General features: G+C 37.5%; 12 protein-coding genes. 8 read left to right on the top strand and 4 right to left on the bottom strand.

Going from position 1 to position 15800, the window contains the following annotated elements; genetic code table 11:
- Positions 1–5 precede the first annotated feature (5 nt).
- The gene (locus Q4503_RS02490) at positions 6–1310 is read right to left on the bottom strand and encodes a sigma-54-dependent Fis family transcriptional regulator (protein WP_303601296.1); all 1305 of its coding nucleotides are present in this window, start codon (positions 1308–1310) and stop codon (positions 6–8) included.
- A 410-nt stretch (positions 1311–1720) separates the two neighbouring features.
- Here Q4503_RS02490 and Q4503_RS02485 point away from each other — a divergent pair, with 410 nt between their 5' ends.
- The 7 genes from Q4503_RS02485 to Q4503_RS02455 all read left to right on the top strand — a co-directional run bounded on the left by Q4503_RS02485 (position 1721) and on the right by Q4503_RS02455 (position 9563).
- Positions 1721–2275, top strand: a complete 555-nt coding sequence (locus Q4503_RS02485) for a GbsR/MarR family transcriptional regulator (RefSeq protein WP_215973524.1) — start codon at positions 1721–1723, stop codon at positions 2273–2275.
- A 77-nt stretch (positions 2276–2352) separates the two neighbouring features.
- Positions 2353–3939, top strand: a complete 1587-nt coding sequence (locus Q4503_RS02480) for a cytochrome ubiquinol oxidase subunit I (RefSeq protein WP_215973523.1) — start codon at positions 2353–2355, stop codon at positions 3937–3939.
- A gap of 10 nt (positions 3940–3949) precedes the next feature.
- A complete protein-coding gene (gene cydB / locus Q4503_RS02475) occupies positions 3950–5104 on the top strand; it encodes a cytochrome d ubiquinol oxidase subunit II (RefSeq protein ID WP_303601295.1) in 1155 nt (384 codons plus the stop codon).
- Between the two features lie 55 nt (positions 5105–5159).
- Entirely contained in the window at positions 5160–5285 is a 126-nt protein-coding gene (cydX, locus tag Q4503_RS02470; RefSeq protein ID WP_215973521.1) for a cytochrome bd-I oxidase subunit CydX, read from the top strand.
- A gap of 85 nt (positions 5286–5370) precedes the next feature.
- Positions 5371–7161, top strand: a complete 1791-nt coding sequence (cydD, locus tag Q4503_RS02465) for a thiol reductant ABC exporter subunit CydD (protein ID WP_303601294.1) — start codon at positions 5371–5373, stop codon at positions 7159–7161.
- Entirely contained in the window at positions 7158–8939 is a 1782-nt protein-coding gene (gene cydC / locus Q4503_RS02460; protein WP_303601293.1) for a thiol reductant ABC exporter subunit CydC, read from the top strand. The genes cydD and cydC overlap by 4 nt, the downstream gene beginning before the upstream one ends.
- An 18-nt stretch (positions 8940–8957) precedes the next feature.
- Positions 8958–9563, top strand: a complete 606-nt coding sequence (locus Q4503_RS02455; protein ID WP_303601292.1) for a DUF3365 domain-containing protein — start codon at positions 8958–8960, stop codon at positions 9561–9563.
- Positions 9564–9599: 36 nt separating this feature from the next.
- Here the strand turns inward: Q4503_RS02455 and Q4503_RS02450 are convergent, their stop codons facing one another.
- From Q4503_RS02450 to Q4503_RS02440, 3 genes are all read right to left on the bottom strand, one after another.
- Positions 9600–10367, bottom strand: a complete 768-nt coding sequence (locus Q4503_RS02450) for a Crp/Fnr family transcriptional regulator (protein WP_215973519.1) — start codon at positions 10365–10367, stop codon at positions 9600–9602.
- Positions 10368–10731: 364 nt separating this feature from the next.
- The gene (locus Q4503_RS02445; RefSeq protein ID WP_303601291.1) at positions 10732–12852 is read right to left on the bottom strand and encodes a TonB-dependent receptor; all 2121 of its coding nucleotides are present in this window, start codon (positions 12850–12852) and stop codon (positions 10732–10734) included.
- Between the two features lie 79 nt (positions 12853–12931).
- A complete protein-coding gene (locus Q4503_RS02440) occupies positions 12932–13234 on the bottom strand; it encodes a hypothetical protein (RefSeq protein ID WP_215973517.1) in 303 nt (100 codons plus the stop codon).
- A 273-nt stretch (positions 13235–13507) separates the two neighbouring features.
- Here Q4503_RS02440 and dnaK point away from each other — a divergent pair, with 273 nt between their 5' ends.
- Positions 13508–15418, top strand: a complete 1911-nt coding sequence (gene dnaK / locus Q4503_RS02435) for a molecular chaperone DnaK (protein WP_215973516.1) — start codon at positions 13508–13510, stop codon at positions 15416–15418.
- Positions 15419–15800 lie beyond the last annotated feature (382 nt).

Genomic DNA, 15800 nt, shown 5'->3' with positions numbered 1-15800 from the left:
TTGGCTCACTTAGGTAAAGTATATTCTCTGATATTCAACTGATGTTTTTGTAATTTTCGATAAAGAGTTCTAACGCTTACTTCTAAATTATCAGCAATTATTTTTGGTTGATTACCATATTTGTTTAATAGCCCAATAAGATATTTTTTCTCATTGGATAGTAAATTAGCAGGGTGATCTTCCATCTTACTTGCATTAGTAATATGCTGAGGCAAGTGTTCTATATTAATGAATTCGTCATCACTTAATAAAGCACTTCGCTGTACAATATTTTTAAGCTCTCTGATATTACCCGGATAGTGATAATTTGACAGTTTAGTTAATGCTTCTGGTGAAAACATTTTTGATGAAAACTCACTTTTTGATAATAAATGTTCGGCTAATAACGAAATGTCTGACTGCCTTTCTTTTAACGTTGGTAAACGAATAGGAAACCCTGCAATTCGATAATATAAGTCTTCACGAAAAGTGCCTTCTACCACCATTTTTTCTATATTTTTGTGGCTAGCGCAAATCAGTCTAAAGTTAGCCTTTTTCTTATCAATACCCCCTACACGTCGATAATAACCTGTTTCAATTAAACGTAGTAACTTCACCTGTAAGTTAAGCGGGACGTCACCTATTTCATCTAAAAATAAAGTGCCATTATTTGCTAAGCAAACCAAACCTTTTTTACTCGTATTGGCACCGGTAAAAGCCCCTTTTTCATGGCCAAACAACTCAGATTCAAATAACGATTCACTTAAGCCAGTACATTCAACCTCTATAAACGCTTCATTTTTTCGTTTACTCGCCTGATGTATTGATAACGCGACAAGCTCTTTCCCTGTACCGGTGTCGCCTTGTAGCAAAACACTAATATTACTGCTGGCGCTGCGCGTGATCATTTTAAGCAAATTTTGAAAAGGCTGACTTTTACCTATTAGCTTTCGATCACTACTGACACTGCTAGCAAAATCAATTTTTTCTAATATTTCTAAAAAGCCAATGGTTATTCCGTCATTATTTTTAACGGGTTTCATCAAAATACTACAATAAACATCGCCTAACTCGGTTCGATGAATATGTAACGCTGAGCTATTTTTATCGGTTATTTTACAAGATGATAAAGGACACGTTTCACCTTGCTGATCACAAGGTTTAGTTGCATTGTGCGAGACTTCATAGCATTTACTCTTTCCCAGCAATACTTCTGTTTTATAGGTATCACGATAAGCTTGGTTGACGGCCTCTATTGAGTAATCATTGGTAATGTAAATAGCTGGTTTTTCAACAGACTCGATAATTGCTTGAATTGTTTGGTGTACCACTTCGCCCCCTTAAGCCAAAATTGTCACAAACTCTCGCCATTTAATGTCATTTATGACTCAATTAAAAGCAGATTATTATAAAAAACGATATTTACAGCTTAATACACTGTTTTAAAAGTGTTTATTTTAACGTTATTCTTTGGCACTTATATTGCTATTCATATTACTGAATATACAAGCATGATACTGCTATAAGTAATTAATGTTAAATATTCATCGCTAATAACAAGCACTTTTGATCAGAGTAACTTAAGCTAATAAATAGCATTTTTACTCTAAAATTCAAGTACTTTTAAAGTTAATTTCAGTATGTGGGATAAAATGATGATGAATATTTTTAATTTGATCTGGATCAAACGTTCAAAACGTTTTAAACTTTCAGAAATTATTGAAACTTTATTTTTAAGTCTATGGAAATTTCAGAGAAAAACCAGTCATTCGTTTATCACTTTGGTGAAATGGGTAGTAAATGGGGCTTCAATCGTACCGTTGGGCAAATGTATGCCTTATTGGTGATTACTGACAAACCAATTACCGCAAACGATCTGGCAACTACGCTTAATATTTCTCGCGGCAATGTCAGTATGGGTATTAAAGAACTACAGTCATGGAAATTAGTACAAGTTACTCATGTACCGGGCGATCGTAAAGAATACTACAATGCTATTGGTAGTGTGATGGACATGGCGAATATTGTTTTTGAAGAAAGACGTAAACGTGAAGTAGATCCGACTCTATCATTACTACGAAATTTACTACTAGATACGCCAGAAACCGATAGTGAAATATATGCTCAGCAACGTATGAAAGACATTCATGACTTATTAGAAATGATCACCAATTGGGCTGCTGAATTACAAAAACTAACCCCTGAACAATTAAATACGCTAATGAAATTAGGAACAGGTGTGACCAAGATATTATCAGTTAAACAAGCCTTATTTTCTAAAAAGCAAACTGAATAAATAAATTTAGAACAACCAAACACCATCGAGACGTTAAATAATGTGTTGTGCAATAATCACGCAAGAGAGAAATCAATATGATCAATGAAACCTTAGTAGAGCTATCGCGGTGGCAGTTCGCTGTTACTGCCTTATTTCATTTCTTGTTTGTCCCTTTAACCTTAGGGTTAACGTGGATCTTATTTATTATGGAAGCCGTTTTTGTTATGACTGGCCGCGAAATTTATCGTGACATGACAAAATTTTGGGGCAAGCTATTTGGCATCAACTTTGCCATTGGTGTTGCAACTGGGCTAACCATGGAGTTTGAGTTTGGTACCAATTGGTCTTATTACTCACATTATGTTGGTGATGTCTTTGGTGCTCCATTAGCCATTGAAGGTTTAATGGCATTTTTTCTTGAATCCACGTTCGTTGGGATGTTCTTTTTAGGCTGGGATAGATTAAGCAAGCGCCAGCATTTAATCGGCACCTTTCTAATGGCATTAGGAACCAACATGTCAGCTCTATGGATATTAATTGCCAATGGCTGGATGCAAAACCCTGTCGGTAGTGAATTCAACTATATGACAATGCGCATGGAATTAGTTAGCTTTAGCGAAATAATTTTTAACCCCGTTGCTCAAGTTAAATTTATTCATACTGTAGCAGCAGGCTATGTAGCAGGCGCAATGTTTGTTTTAAGTATTAGCAGTTATTATCTACTTAAAGGAAGAGATGTTGCTTTTGCTAAACGCTCTTTTTCTGTCGCTGCCGGCTTTGGTCTTGCCGCAATACTATCAGTAATTCTTTTAGGTGATGAGTCAGGCTATGAAGTTGGCGAAGTACAACGCGTTAAACTAGCTGCTATTGAAGCCGAATATCATACCGAACCAGCTCCTGCAGCGTTTACCCTAGTAGGTTTACCTAATGACGAAACCATGGAAACGGATTATGCGGTAAAAATCCCGTATGCATTAGGCATAATTGCTACCCGCTCTTTAGACGGTGAAGTTATGGGCTTACGTGATTTACAAAAAGCCCATGAGCCTAGAATCCGTAACGGTATGGTTGCCTATGAATATTTAGAAAAACTGAGAAATGGCGAAGAAACCCCAGAAAATATCGCTAGATTTAACGAAACAAAGCATGATCTTGGCTACGGCTTATTACTGAAACGTTATACTGATAATGTGGTAGATGCCACTGAAGCACAAATACAAATGGCAGTTAAAGATTCAACCCCTTCAGTTGCTCCCATTTTTTGGGCGTTCAGAATAATGGTTGCCTGTGGTTTTACGATGTTACTGTTATTTGGCTTAGCTTTTTACTTTAACGCTAAACGACAAATAGAAGAAAAACGTTGGTTATTAAAAGCCCTACTCTTCGCATTACCTCTACCTTGGATAGCAATAGAAACAGGTTGGTTTGTCGCAGAGTTTGGTCGTCAACCGTGGTCTATCAGTGAAGTTTTACCGACTTTCATGTCAACGTCTAATCTAGCAGTAAGCGACTTAATTTTCTCGCTAGCAGCCTTTATTATTGTCTATACCATTTTATTTATTATTGAAATGTATTTAATGATCAAATTTGCTCGATTAGGCCCTAGTGCTTTACATACAGGTCGTTATCATTTTGAAAAAGAATCCGTGTTAGCACCGGGTCTTCGCAGCCAAAGTTCTTAAGGGGAAATACATGTTTGATTACGAAACATTAAAACTAATATGGTGGGGGCTAATCGGCTTCCTATTTATCGGTTTTGCTATTACTGATGGCATGGATATGGGCGTAGGTGGCTTGTTACCCTTTGTTGCTAAAAAAGATGTCGAGAGCCGTGTGGTTATTAACACTGTTGGGGCCCATTGGGATGGTAACCAAGTATGGTTAATTACCGCAGGCGCAGCACTTTTTGCAGCATGGCCTTTAGTTTATGCTACAGCGTTTAGCGGCTTTTATTTTGCTATGATGCTAACGCTATTTAGCTTATTTTTACGTCCGCTAGCATTTGATTATCGTAGTAAAATTGAATCTGAAAACTGGCGTAGTAATTGGGATAAAGCATTATTTGTTGGCTCTATGGTACCGCCATTAGTATTTGGTGTTGCTTTTGGTAACTTATTACAAGGTGTGCCTTTTAGTTTCGATGAGTTAATGCGTGTTACTTATACGGGCTCATTTTTCGCTTTATTCACTCCTTTTACTTTGCTAACAGGTATTGTCAGTGTTGCTATGGTATTAATGCATGGTTCAACTTGGTTAGTGATGCGAACAGATGCCAAGGTTGCACAGCGTTCAGCGAATATTGGTCGTGTTGTTGCCGTGGTGTTATCACTCGCGTTCGTCCTAGCAGGCGTGATGGTGTGGCAAAGTATTGATGGTTATGTAGTAACAAGTAGTATTGATAAAATGGGACAAGCACAACCCACTTTAAAACAAGTAACCACAACCGCTGGTGCGTGGCTTCATAATTACCAAAACACCCCTGTATTATGGCTAGTACCACTTACCGGAATAATCATGCCCTTAATCGTTGCACTTTTCTTAAGTAATAAAAGCAACAGAATGACAGTAAAAGTTACTGCTTTTATTGCCAGCTCGGTGACGATTGTTTCGGTAATATTAACTGCAGGCATTGCAATGTTCCCATTTGTTATGCCTTCAAGCAGCCAGCCCAATCACAGCTTACTAATGTGGGATACCGTATCAAGTGAAACTACGCTAACGCTAATGTTCACGGTAGTTGCTGTTTTTGTTCCTATTATTCTTGGCTACACTATTTGGTGTTATAAAAAGATGTGGCGTACGGTGACTATTGAAGAGATTGAGCAAAACAATCACAGTGCCTATTAATACTTAGTTGCTTAAATAGTTACTAGAAAGTTAAATAAATTTAGAGGAAAATTTTATGTGGTATTTCAGTTGGATTTTAGGTGTATTACTCGCCGTATCTTTAGGCATTATTAATGTTATGTGGTACGAAATGGAACAACATGTAGATAATGTTGCCGATGATCAAAATGGTGATAAATAGTCATCAATAATTAACCAGAAACAATATGCTTAGCACCAATATAGTAGTGCTAAGCATACAAGGTTCATGGTAAGCCAAGGACATTATGAGCGAAAAAACAACGCAACCAAAAAAGCATGTAAATAAATGGCTCAAAGCCCAAAAGAAGCACGCTCACGGCAAGTTGAGTGTCGCCATTGCTTTAGGATCATTAAATGGACTATTAATGATCTTACAAACAGCCGTTTTAGCTTACCTGATTGATTGGGTTATATTTTCAGAAAAAAGCACTCATTTATTTAATGATGCAAGTAATGAACTAGCCACTAATAGCACCATGTTTACTGGTTTTAGCATGGTTATTATTGCGTTAGTAGTGCTTATTTTTTGTCGTGCGGTACTTGGCTATTTTAGCGAATGCTATAGTCGCCGCAGTGCTATGAATATAAAAGCAAATATTCGTTCACGATTACTGTATCGTGTTTTTCAATTAGCTCCTTCTTTTGCGCAAACAAAAGGTAGTGCTAAGTTAGCGCATCTATTACATCAAGGAATAGATTCACTAGAAGATTATTTTGCTGGCTACCTTCCTACCATCGCCTATTGTGCCGTCATTCCACTAGCAATACTTATTGCGGTATTCCCTATCGATTGGCAGTCAGGACTCATTTTATTATTAACAGCACCTATGGTGCCGTTTTTCATGATCCTTATTGGTCACAAAGCAGAACAGTTAAACCAAAAACACTGGGCTAAACTACAACGAATGAGTAGTCATTTTCTGGATATTATTCAGGGATTAACCCAGCTAAAAATATTCAATGCCTCAAAAAGAGAAATTGCCGCCGTCAAAAAAATTAGTGATGATTATGGTGATCAAACGATGGGCGTTTTAAAAATTGCCTTTCTTTCATCATTTGTCTTAGAGTTTTTAGCGTCAATCTCAATTGCGTTAGTTGCCGTCGTATTAGGTTTTCGTTTGTATTATGGTGATGTAGATTATGTATTTGCCTTATGGGTTTTACTGCTAGCGCCAGAATTTTATTTACCCTTTAGACAGCTTGGCACACAGTACCATGCAAAAATGGCCGGTGTAACCGCAGCGGAAGACTTGGTTGATATATTGAGTCACCCCGTGCCAGAAAGATCACTACAAACAACCTTTACCGCCCCTTTTACGATTAAACTTGCACAAGTCGAATTTGCTTATCCGCAGCGTAGTAATACCTTAAGCAATATAAACATTGAGCTTTCATCTCAAGGTTTATATGCCGTCATTGGTGAAAGTGGTTCAGGTAAATCAACCTTAACTGATTTAGTATTAGGCTTTATTACCCCTAATTCAGGACAAGTTACCATTAATGAGCAGTTACTCACCTCAGCTAACCGTGATAACTGGTTACAACATTGTGGCTGGATTTCACAACAAGCCCAAGTATTCTATGGTTCATTAGCCTTTAATATTGCAATGTCGGACGATTATCAAGAAGATCGCGTAAAAGATGCACTGCAAAAATCAGGCTTATCAAGCTTTGTACAAAGCCTTGAGCAAGGTATTAACAGTAAAATTGGTGAAGCCGGTGCTGGACTCTCAGGCGGACAAGCACAACGCTTAGCCTTAGCCCGTGTTTTTTACCATCAACCTAAGGTGCTGATACTCGACGAACCAACGAGTTATCTTGATCAAGAAACTGAAAAAATTATTACTTCCTCTATTAATGACTATGCAAAAAATAATATTGTGGTTGTTATTGCTCATCGTTTACATACGGTAATTGATGCTAAAAAAATTATTGTGCTTGAGCAAGGGAAAATCATCGAATCAGGTACACATCAAGAACTGTTAGCACATAATGGTTATTATGCTCAGCAAGTGCTTTTGAAGGGGAATGTATGAAGACTAATTTCTCACAAGCCGCAGATGAAAAAGCAAACATGAAAACCTTCATGCGTTTGCTTTACCTGCTAAAGCCGCAGCTACCTTTGATGTTACTTGGTGCGTTATTATCGGTAATTACCATTTTAGCGAACATTAGCTTATTAGCGGTATCAGGCTGGTTTATCACTCTAATGGCTATTGGTGGAGCCACAGGTATTACGGTAAATTATTTTACGCCCGCGGCTATTATACGGTTTTTAGCGATTGTTCGTACCGCCGGTCGATATGCAGAGCGTATGCTAACTCACCGAGCAACCTTTAATGCGTTAGCAAGCTTGCGTCATTATTTTTATCAACAACTTGAGCCTTTATTACCTTATTATCAAATGGACTTACGTTCAGGAGATTTATTAGCAAGATTACAGCAAGATATCGAGAACCTTGATAATTTTTATTTACGTGTTTTATTACCCATTATCGTTGCGTTAATATCGGTACCTATTGTTTGTTACACTTTAGCTACTTTTTCCACTGAAATTGCTTGGTTAATGTTAGCAGCATTATTAATTGTCGCCTTTATTTTCCCGGTGATTAGTTATGTAGCATCACTCAAAGACGCTCGTAAAACATCACAATTAGAAAGCCATTTAACCGAAGAGTTAGTCAATGGCATGAGCGCGATTAAAACCTTGCTAGTCTATCAAGTTAGCACTCGTTTTCAGCGCTCTATCGCCCATATTACTCAAGAATATTACGGTGTGCGTTATCGTTTAATACGTATTAATGCGCGTTTAAGCGCGATAACCTTCTTACTTATTCACTTATCAGCTCTGGCCTGCTTATTGATTTTATTACCCTATTTAACATCTGGTGAAATAGACAGTAAATCGTTAGTGGCTGCTATTTTACTAATATTAGTAAGCTTTGAAACAGTGAACAGTATGCCGTTAGCATTGCAACTACTCCCACAAAGCTTAGCCAGTGCAGCAAGACTATTCGCGATTATTGATAAGCCAAAGCCGGCTAATAATGGTGATCAAATAGCCCAACAAGGCGATATTTATTTTGACAACCTAACCTTTTGTTACCCTGAACAAAAATCAGCCAGTTTAACCGATATTAATCTTTCGATTAAAGCCGGTGAAAAAGTCGCTATTATTGGCGCAAGTGGTGCAGGTAAATCAACGTTAATTAATTTACTGATGGGGTTTTGGCCAACAGGCTTAGCGCTACCATCAAGCAAGGGAAAAATAACATTAGCTGACACAGATTTGAGTTTAATAGAGTCAACTTCTTTGCGCCAAGAAATCGCGTTAATGAGCCAACAAGGCCATATTTTTGATGCAAGTATTGCAGATAATTTACGCTTAGCTAAGCACGATGCGACCTTAGAAGAAATGCGAAAAGCTTGTCAATCCGTGAATTTATTAGACTTTATTGATGAATTGCCTGATGGCTTGCAAACCTGGTTAGGCTCTACCGGTATAGGGCTTTCAGGCGGCCAAGTGCAACGCTTACAAATAGCTCAATTATTGCTTCGCCCTGCGAGTGTACTGATTCTAGATGAACCAACAAAAGGCTTAGATCGCATTAACGAACAAACAGTTATGGAAAATGTCTTAGCGCATGTTAACCAACATAATCAAAGCTTACTTGTGATCACACATAAACCACTTATGCTAGAAAAAATGGATAAAATTATCGTGATGGAACAAGGAAGCATTATCGTCCAAGGTAATCATAAAGAGCTAGCTAGTAACAATCAGTATTATCAAATGCTGCTTAATTATTTTTGATAAAAACAGAGGTTTACAATGAAATTAATCACTACAACAATGCTATTAACAAGCACGATCATAACTTTAGTTACCTTGCCTTTATTAGTAAACGCCAATGAAGTGACTAATAATATAACAGCATCTTCAAAGGATTCGCTTGAAGCGAGATCATTGGTAAAAGCTTTTGGTAGTGATTTGAAGTCGGTATTAGTTTCTACCATGAAAGCAGAAGGACCAATAAAGGCATTAGAAGTCTGTAATACCGAAGCAGGACCTATTGCCAATAAGCACTCAGCGTTGTCGAATTGGACCATCGCCCGAACATCATTAAAAGTACGTAATACCAATAACACACCAGATAAATGGGAATCTACCGTATTAGCACAATTTGAACAACGTAAAGCGGCAGGAGAAAATGTGGCAACAATGGAATATTCAGCAATGGTACAAAGCGATGATAAAACCATTTATCGTTATATGAAGCCAATACCGACAGCTGGTGGTTGCTTAGTTTGTCATGGTGAAAATATAAGCAGTAATATTGCTGATAAAATAAACGAGTTATACCCCCATGATCAAGCTACGGGGTTCTCTATTGGTGATATTAGAGGTGCCTTTTCTTTACAAAAAATAAGTGATTAACCCGCAATGGGCTTTTAACTTTACTAAAAAACTTAGCTAAAACGAGTCATCTAAAGGAGCATTTGGTAAAGTTTGCGTGTCATAGGCTGCTTTTTCTAATGCCTCTAAGTCTTTAATAATTAGCTGGTTACGCTTTTTATCTATAATGTCGGCTTTTTTCCAAAGCTGTAATTGTTTATTGATGACTTGTCTAACCGAGCCAGTCATTCGCGCCAATGTTTCATCGTTTAAGCCATTCACTAAATGGTGCTGATGTTCGGTCTCTTTTGTTCCCGTATAAAACTTAATTTTATTAATATGCTCTAAAATAATACGACTTAAACGCGTAGGCACATCATGCAGGATCAAATCACTCGCTTGCTGTTCTTTTTCACGCATTTTCTTCGCTAAATAAGGCATGAACTGTTGATTAAATTCAGGGTAAGTCCACAACCAATGTCGCATTGTCGTGAGTTTCACTGACAGTAGCTTTACCGTGGTTAATGGCGAAATAATCACATCGTGCGGTTGCTCGTCAAATAACACCATTAAATCAAAACAATCCCCTGCATAAAGCATATCTAACGTCGCTTCCCTACCCGTTTCTGGATTACTCTTCTTTATTTCTAAATGTCCGTCAATAACTACAAAAAAGCGCTTAGTTAGAATATCTGAATTAATGTAATCGCCCTTATACCATTCATTAAGCTGAAATTCTTGTTGGAAATCTTCAATCAGCTTGGTAGGTAAATCGGCAAACATATTCGCTTGCTTGACTAACACCGGACTGGCTTTTTGCGGTAAATGAGATGCTTCTTTTAACATAACCAAATAATACAGAACTTAAGTATGTTTTTATTTTAACGTGTTAGCGCTACATAGCAAAAATTAATTAATAGCGACCTAAGAAACGGTTAGATTCTAAAAGAAAAATATACAAGAATTCCGGCTATATGCTTCCATCAAAAGTTATTACACCGAGTAAAATGAAGAATAGATGTCAGATAAGAAACTTTTAAAATCAATCTAATAAGACTCAAAATAAAAACAGATTTCACAGATTAAATTTTGCTCAACGTTCTAATGCCCACTACTAGCACTTTACTCACTTTAATTTAAGGGGGTCAGTGACACTTAACAATGATTTCTATATTCATGTATCACTGACCCCTTTATGCTTTATTATAAATTAAAAACGCGCTCTCACACCTAAACTAACTGATCGTCCAGGTAAAGGTGCTTCGTCTTTTAAGTATGAAGAATGTACCCGTCCTTCTTCATCTGTTAAATTATCGCCTTTAATGTAAATAGTCATATCCACATCGCCTAAATCAAGATAGTAATTAGCTGAGACAGATAGCATTGTATAGCCTGACGTTTGCGTTTCGTTTTCCGCTATTTTATCTTGCTTGCTGTTACGAATAACTTCAACTTCGGTATGCCAATTGCCATACTCATAATGAACCGATGAACCAAATCTCATTGGTGGTATCCTTGGTACGTTGCCACCTGAATCTAATTTAGCGCGGGTATAATCAGTAAATACTTCTAAGCGCCAGTCATCGTTTAAATGCCAATCAACTTGCGCTTCATAGCCGTATAAGCGTGCGTTTTGCTGTGCAAACAAAACCACAGGTAAACCATCAGTTTCTTCGTCTGACTCACCTGACATAGCTACTTGGTCTTCATAGACAGTAGAAGTTATAAAGGCCCCATCACTAATCACTAAACCTGTAACGTCTTCAAAAATATAATTATTAATATCATTATTAAACACACTAAAATTAGCATTCCATGTGTCGGCATTATAGCGATACGTAAGATCTATATTATTTGAAGCCTCTTTCTCCATGCTTTCATCTGATTGAACAACATTGTATTGACCACTGTCGTTATTAAGCTCAAATCCACCGCCGATTTCATAAGTGCCTGAGCCGATATGAGGACCATAGGCATATATTTCTGAAGACGATGGCGCTCGTTGTGAGTATGCATAATTAAAGGCTAAGGAGTGTTTATCGTTAATACTCCAAACAACCCCTGCAGAGCCTGACACCGCGGTATAATCTTTATCATCGAACGAGATATCGTTAGACGCACTAAGATCGGCAAAAAAATCATTATTTACATTATGAGTCGATTGCTCAATACGTGTACCCAGCTGCCATAACAGTTGGCCTACCTCTTTCTCTTCCATTAAAAATGCGGCTACACTGTCTGTTTTAGTTGGTGGGGTAAAGGCTTCCTCACCAATCGCTTCAAAATCACTTTTGTTATAATGTAAACCAACAACCCCTTTCCAACCATAAACAGGTGCATGTTCAGCCCATAATCTCGACTCTATACTTTCGTTTTTAAAAGTAGTACCAATTTCAGTGCCTTCAATTTCAGAATGTTCATAGTCTGTATAGGCATTTTGCCAATGTACCGCTTTAATAAAACCAGCTAGGTTATTCCAGTCAACGACTCCTTGGTAGCGGTCTTGATTTAGCTTTATAAACACCCCCTCTTCACCCGGTAAACCGTATTCAGAGTCCATATGGCCATACGCAAAAGCAACTCTGGTATCATCAGTTATCCAGCCTGCTCCCAAGTTATAACCGCTGGCATCAATAGCTGAGTTAGCAAGTGTAGTGCTGCCGCCTTCCTCATCTATATTTGCAGGTACTGGTATTTTATAATCATCGGTTTCGCGAGTATAGCCATCAACATGAAAAGCAAAATCACCCGAGCCAGCATTTAAATCTGTTGAAACAGTGCTAGCATCGGCAACATTATTGTATTGTGCAAATACTTCACCGTTTACGCCATCTTGCCTTTGTGTAGGCAAACGATTATCAACCACATTTACTACGCCGCCAATAGCACCACTTCCGTATAAAAGCGTCGCCGGGCCTCTTAACACTTCAATTTGAGTCGCAGTAGAAGTTTCCGTTGAAACTTGATGGTCGGGACCTACACGTGATGCATCCGAAGCACCTAGACCATTTTGAACAACTTTAATTCGTGGCCCATCTAAACCACGAATAATTGGGCTACTTGCAACCGGTCCAAAATACGAACTATGTACACCGGGTACATTTTTTAGGGTTTCGCCTAACGTTGCCGCTTGATTTTGATCTAATGCTTCGCCACTTAAAATTGTTACCGGTGTGCTTGATTCAAGCACGGTGCGCTTTAACGGAGAAGCGGTAATTAACACTCGCTCAATATCGTTTTCATCTTTTTGAATGTTTTTGTCGGCAGCAAAAGCAGTGCTGCTCATTGCTGTTAATAAGGCTAGCACTATAGGTGAATAATTATTTTTCATGTTGTTATCTCTAAAAATACACAATAAAACTCTCTCGTTATCATTAAATAACGAGCATAAAATACGTTTAACTGGTTAATTAAAAAATAACAACTGGCGGATCCCTATTGCCGGCATGACCAATAAATACGCTATAAAGGTGCCAACTACTTAACTTTATTAAAGAAAAAGAATGAACATCTGACTCAAAGAGACTTATTTTAGTAGGTATAGAATGTTCTAAATCAAGAGAGCTAGAACACAGCTCACATTCTTGAGCTGTGTTTAAGACATGAGATGTGTCGTGCCAAGCAGAAAAAGCACTGAATAACACAACAAACACTAATATATATTTTAATAGTGTTGTTTGGCTTCTCAGTGAATGTAATGTAAGTCTCGGCATAAATGATATGATATAACGTTACTCATATTTTTGTCGATATATTAATTAACTTTTATCAGTGATGTATTAAGTAGCTCTCAACTCACATTTTTATGACATTCCAAAAAATTATCATTACTGTCACATTTGTGACAGTAGCACTTCCTCAACTCACGTATTATAACCCCACTAACAAACAGCCAAGGTTGTTTATGTGGTCTAGCTGCTAACAGAACATTGCCATACAGCATAAGACCTTTTTGATTAAACCCTTTTTAAGTATAGGTGGTTATTATGACTAAGATTATAGGTATAGATTTAGGTACGACAAACTCATGTGTATCAGTGATGGAAGGTGGTGTTGCAAAAATTATTGAGAATGCAGAAGGTAGTCGCACTACACCATCGATTATCGCGTATGCAAACAATGAAACACTAGCAGGTCACCCAGCAAAAAGACAATCAGTGACAAACGCTGAGAACACATTATTTGCTATTAAGCGATTAATTGGTCGTAAATTTGATGACAAAGAAGTGCAAAAAGATATTAAGCTAGCACCTTATAAAATTGTAAAAGCAGATAACGGTGATGCCTGGGTTGAAGTGAATGGCAAATCCATGTCACCACAAGAAGTCTCAGCTCAGCTTTTACGTAAATTGAAAAAAGATGCTGAGGCCTATTTAGGTGAAACAGTCACTGAAGCAGTGATTACTGTACCAGCCTATTTTAATGATTCTCAACGCCAAGCAACAAAAGATGCAGGTAAAATTGCAGGACTTGATGTTAAACGTATTATTAATGAACCAACAGCTGCGGCCTTAGCTTATGGGGTCGATAAAAAAAGTAAAAACGATCAAAACATCGTGGTTTACGATTTAGGTGGCGGAACTTTTGATATTTCTATCATTGAAATCAGCAATGTGGACGGAGAAAAACAATTTGAAGTGTTAGCAACCAATGGTAATACCTTTTTAGGTGGTGAAGATTTTGATTTACGCCTTATTAATTATCTTGCTGATGAATTCAAAAAAGACACTGGCATTGATATTCACAATGACTCTTTAGCATTACAACGTATTAAAGAAGCAGCTGAAAAAGCGAAAATAGAGTTATCGTCTGCATTACAAACCGACGTAAACTTACCTTATGTCACTGCTGATGCTAGTGGCCCTAAACATTTAAATGTACAGGTTACTCGCGCCAAGTTAGAGTCATTAGTAGATGATTTGATAAAAAGTACCATTGCTCCATGTGAGCAAGCATTAAAAGATGCCGGTGTAAGTAAAGCTGATATTAGTGAAGTTATATTGGTTGGTGGTCAAACACGTATGCCAAAAGTACAGGAAGCTGTTCAAGCTTTCTTTGGTAAAGAGCCACGTAAAGATGTAAACCCGGATGAAGCCGTTGCCATGGGTGCAGCTATTCAAGGCGGAGTGTTATCTGGAACCGTGGGTGATGTATTATTACTGGATGTAACGCCATTATCATTAGGTATAGAAACTTTGGGTGGTGTAATGACTAAACTCATTGATAAAAATACTACGATACCAACACGGGCTTCTGAAGTTTTTTCTACTGCTGAAGACAACCAAGCTGCAGTAACAGTACATGTTCTACAAGGACAGCGTGAAATGGCGACAGATAATAAGTCGCTTGGACAATTCAACTTAAGCGATATAGCTCAAGGTCCGCGCGGTTCGGTGCAGGTTGAAGTAACGTTTGATATTGATGCTGATGGTATTTTAAATGTGTCAGCGAAAGACAAGGCAACTGGCAAAGAACAAAGTATTAAAATTACTGCATCAAGTGGCTTAACAGAAGATGAAATTAATCGCATGGTTGAAGATGCAGAGCAACACGCAACGGAAGATAAACAAAAGCGCGAACTAGTTGAGCAACGTAACCAAGCGGATCAATTGATTCATACAGTAGAAACATCAATGACATCCTTGGCACAAGAGCAACAAGATGAGCTTAAATCGTTAATTGAGCAATTGAAAATGTCTGTGAATGGTAATGATAAATCTGCGATTGAAATGCGACAAAAAGCATTACAAGATGCTTACAGTAATATGATGCAAGCAGAACAAGCGCAACAGAAGTCACAACCACAAGGAGAGCAGTATCAAGAACATGCGGCCAATGACAGTGCTAAAGATGATGACATCATTGATGCTGAATTTGAAGATGTTAGTAATGGTTAATAAGTAATAGCTAAAGAGTTAACGTTTAGACATTAACTCTTTAGAATTGAAGCCTCTAATCGTCATGATTAGGGGCTTTTTTGTTTCAAAACGCCCCAAAACAACAAATATCTAGTTACCCTTCACTTATTTATAGCAAGTAATAATTGTTATTTTCTTCAGCTTCGCTTACTTTATCCAAGGTTCATATACTTCGATACTCGTTTCATTAAAGTTGTAAGCTTATTGTAAATAGTAAAATAAACCAGAGTACCGCTATCAATTAAGTAATAGCTAGCTATTGAGATTGAAAACAACGCGATATGTATTATTTTAACTAACGCAATTAAGCAAGAATTTACTGACATTAGTATTCGTTAGCCGTTTTATTATCACTATTTAT

The sequence above is a fragment of the Colwellia sp. 6_MG-2023 genome, from assembly GCF_030547765.1.
In the GTDB taxonomy this organism is placed as follows: domain Bacteria; phylum Pseudomonadota; class Gammaproteobacteria; order Enterobacterales; family Alteromonadaceae; genus Colwellia.
This window is presented reverse-complemented; position numbering and strand designations above follow the sequence as displayed.

What these genes read in the sequence shown, in the direction of transcription:
- Q4503_RS02485 (WP_215973524.1), top strand. Translation starts at nt 1,721, where the DNA reads ATGGAAATTTCAGAGAAAAACCAGTCATTCGTTTATCACTTTGGTGAA.
- Q4503_RS02480 (WP_215973523.1), top strand. Translation starts at nt 2,353, where the DNA reads ATGATCAATGAAACCTTAGTAGAGCTATCGCGGTGGCAGTTCGCTGTT.
- cydB (WP_303601295.1), top strand. Translation starts at nt 3,950, where the DNA reads ATGTTTGATTACGAAACATTAAAACTAATATGGTGGGGGCTAATCGGC.
- cydX (WP_215973521.1), top strand. Translation starts at nt 5,160, where the DNA reads ATGTGGTATTTCAGTTGGATTTTAGGTGTATTACTCGCCGTATCTTTA.
- cydD (WP_303601294.1), top strand. Translation starts at nt 5,371, where the DNA reads ATGAGCGAAAAAACAACGCAACCAAAAAAGCATGTAAATAAATGGCTC.
- cydC (WP_303601293.1), top strand. Translation starts at nt 7,158, where the DNA reads ATGAAGACTAATTTCTCACAAGCCGCAGATGAAAAAGCAAACATGAAA.
- Q4503_RS02455 (WP_303601292.1), top strand. Translation starts at nt 8,958, where the DNA reads ATGAAATTAATCACTACAACAATGCTATTAACAAGCACGATCATAACT.
- Q4503_RS02450 (WP_215973519.1), bottom strand. Translation starts at nt 10,367, where the DNA reads ATGTTAAAAGAAGCATCTCATTTACCGCAAAAAGCCAGTCCGGTGTTA.
- Q4503_RS02445 (WP_303601291.1), bottom strand. Translation starts at nt 12,852, where the DNA reads ATGAAAAATAATTATTCACCTATAGTGCTAGCCTTATTAACAGCAATG.
- Q4503_RS02440 (WP_215973517.1), bottom strand. Translation starts at nt 13,234, where the DNA reads ATGCCGAGACTTACATTACATTCACTGAGAAGCCAAACAACACTATTA.
- dnaK (WP_215973516.1), top strand. Translation starts at nt 13,508, where the DNA reads ATGACTAAGATTATAGGTATAGATTTAGGTACGACAAACTCATGTGTA.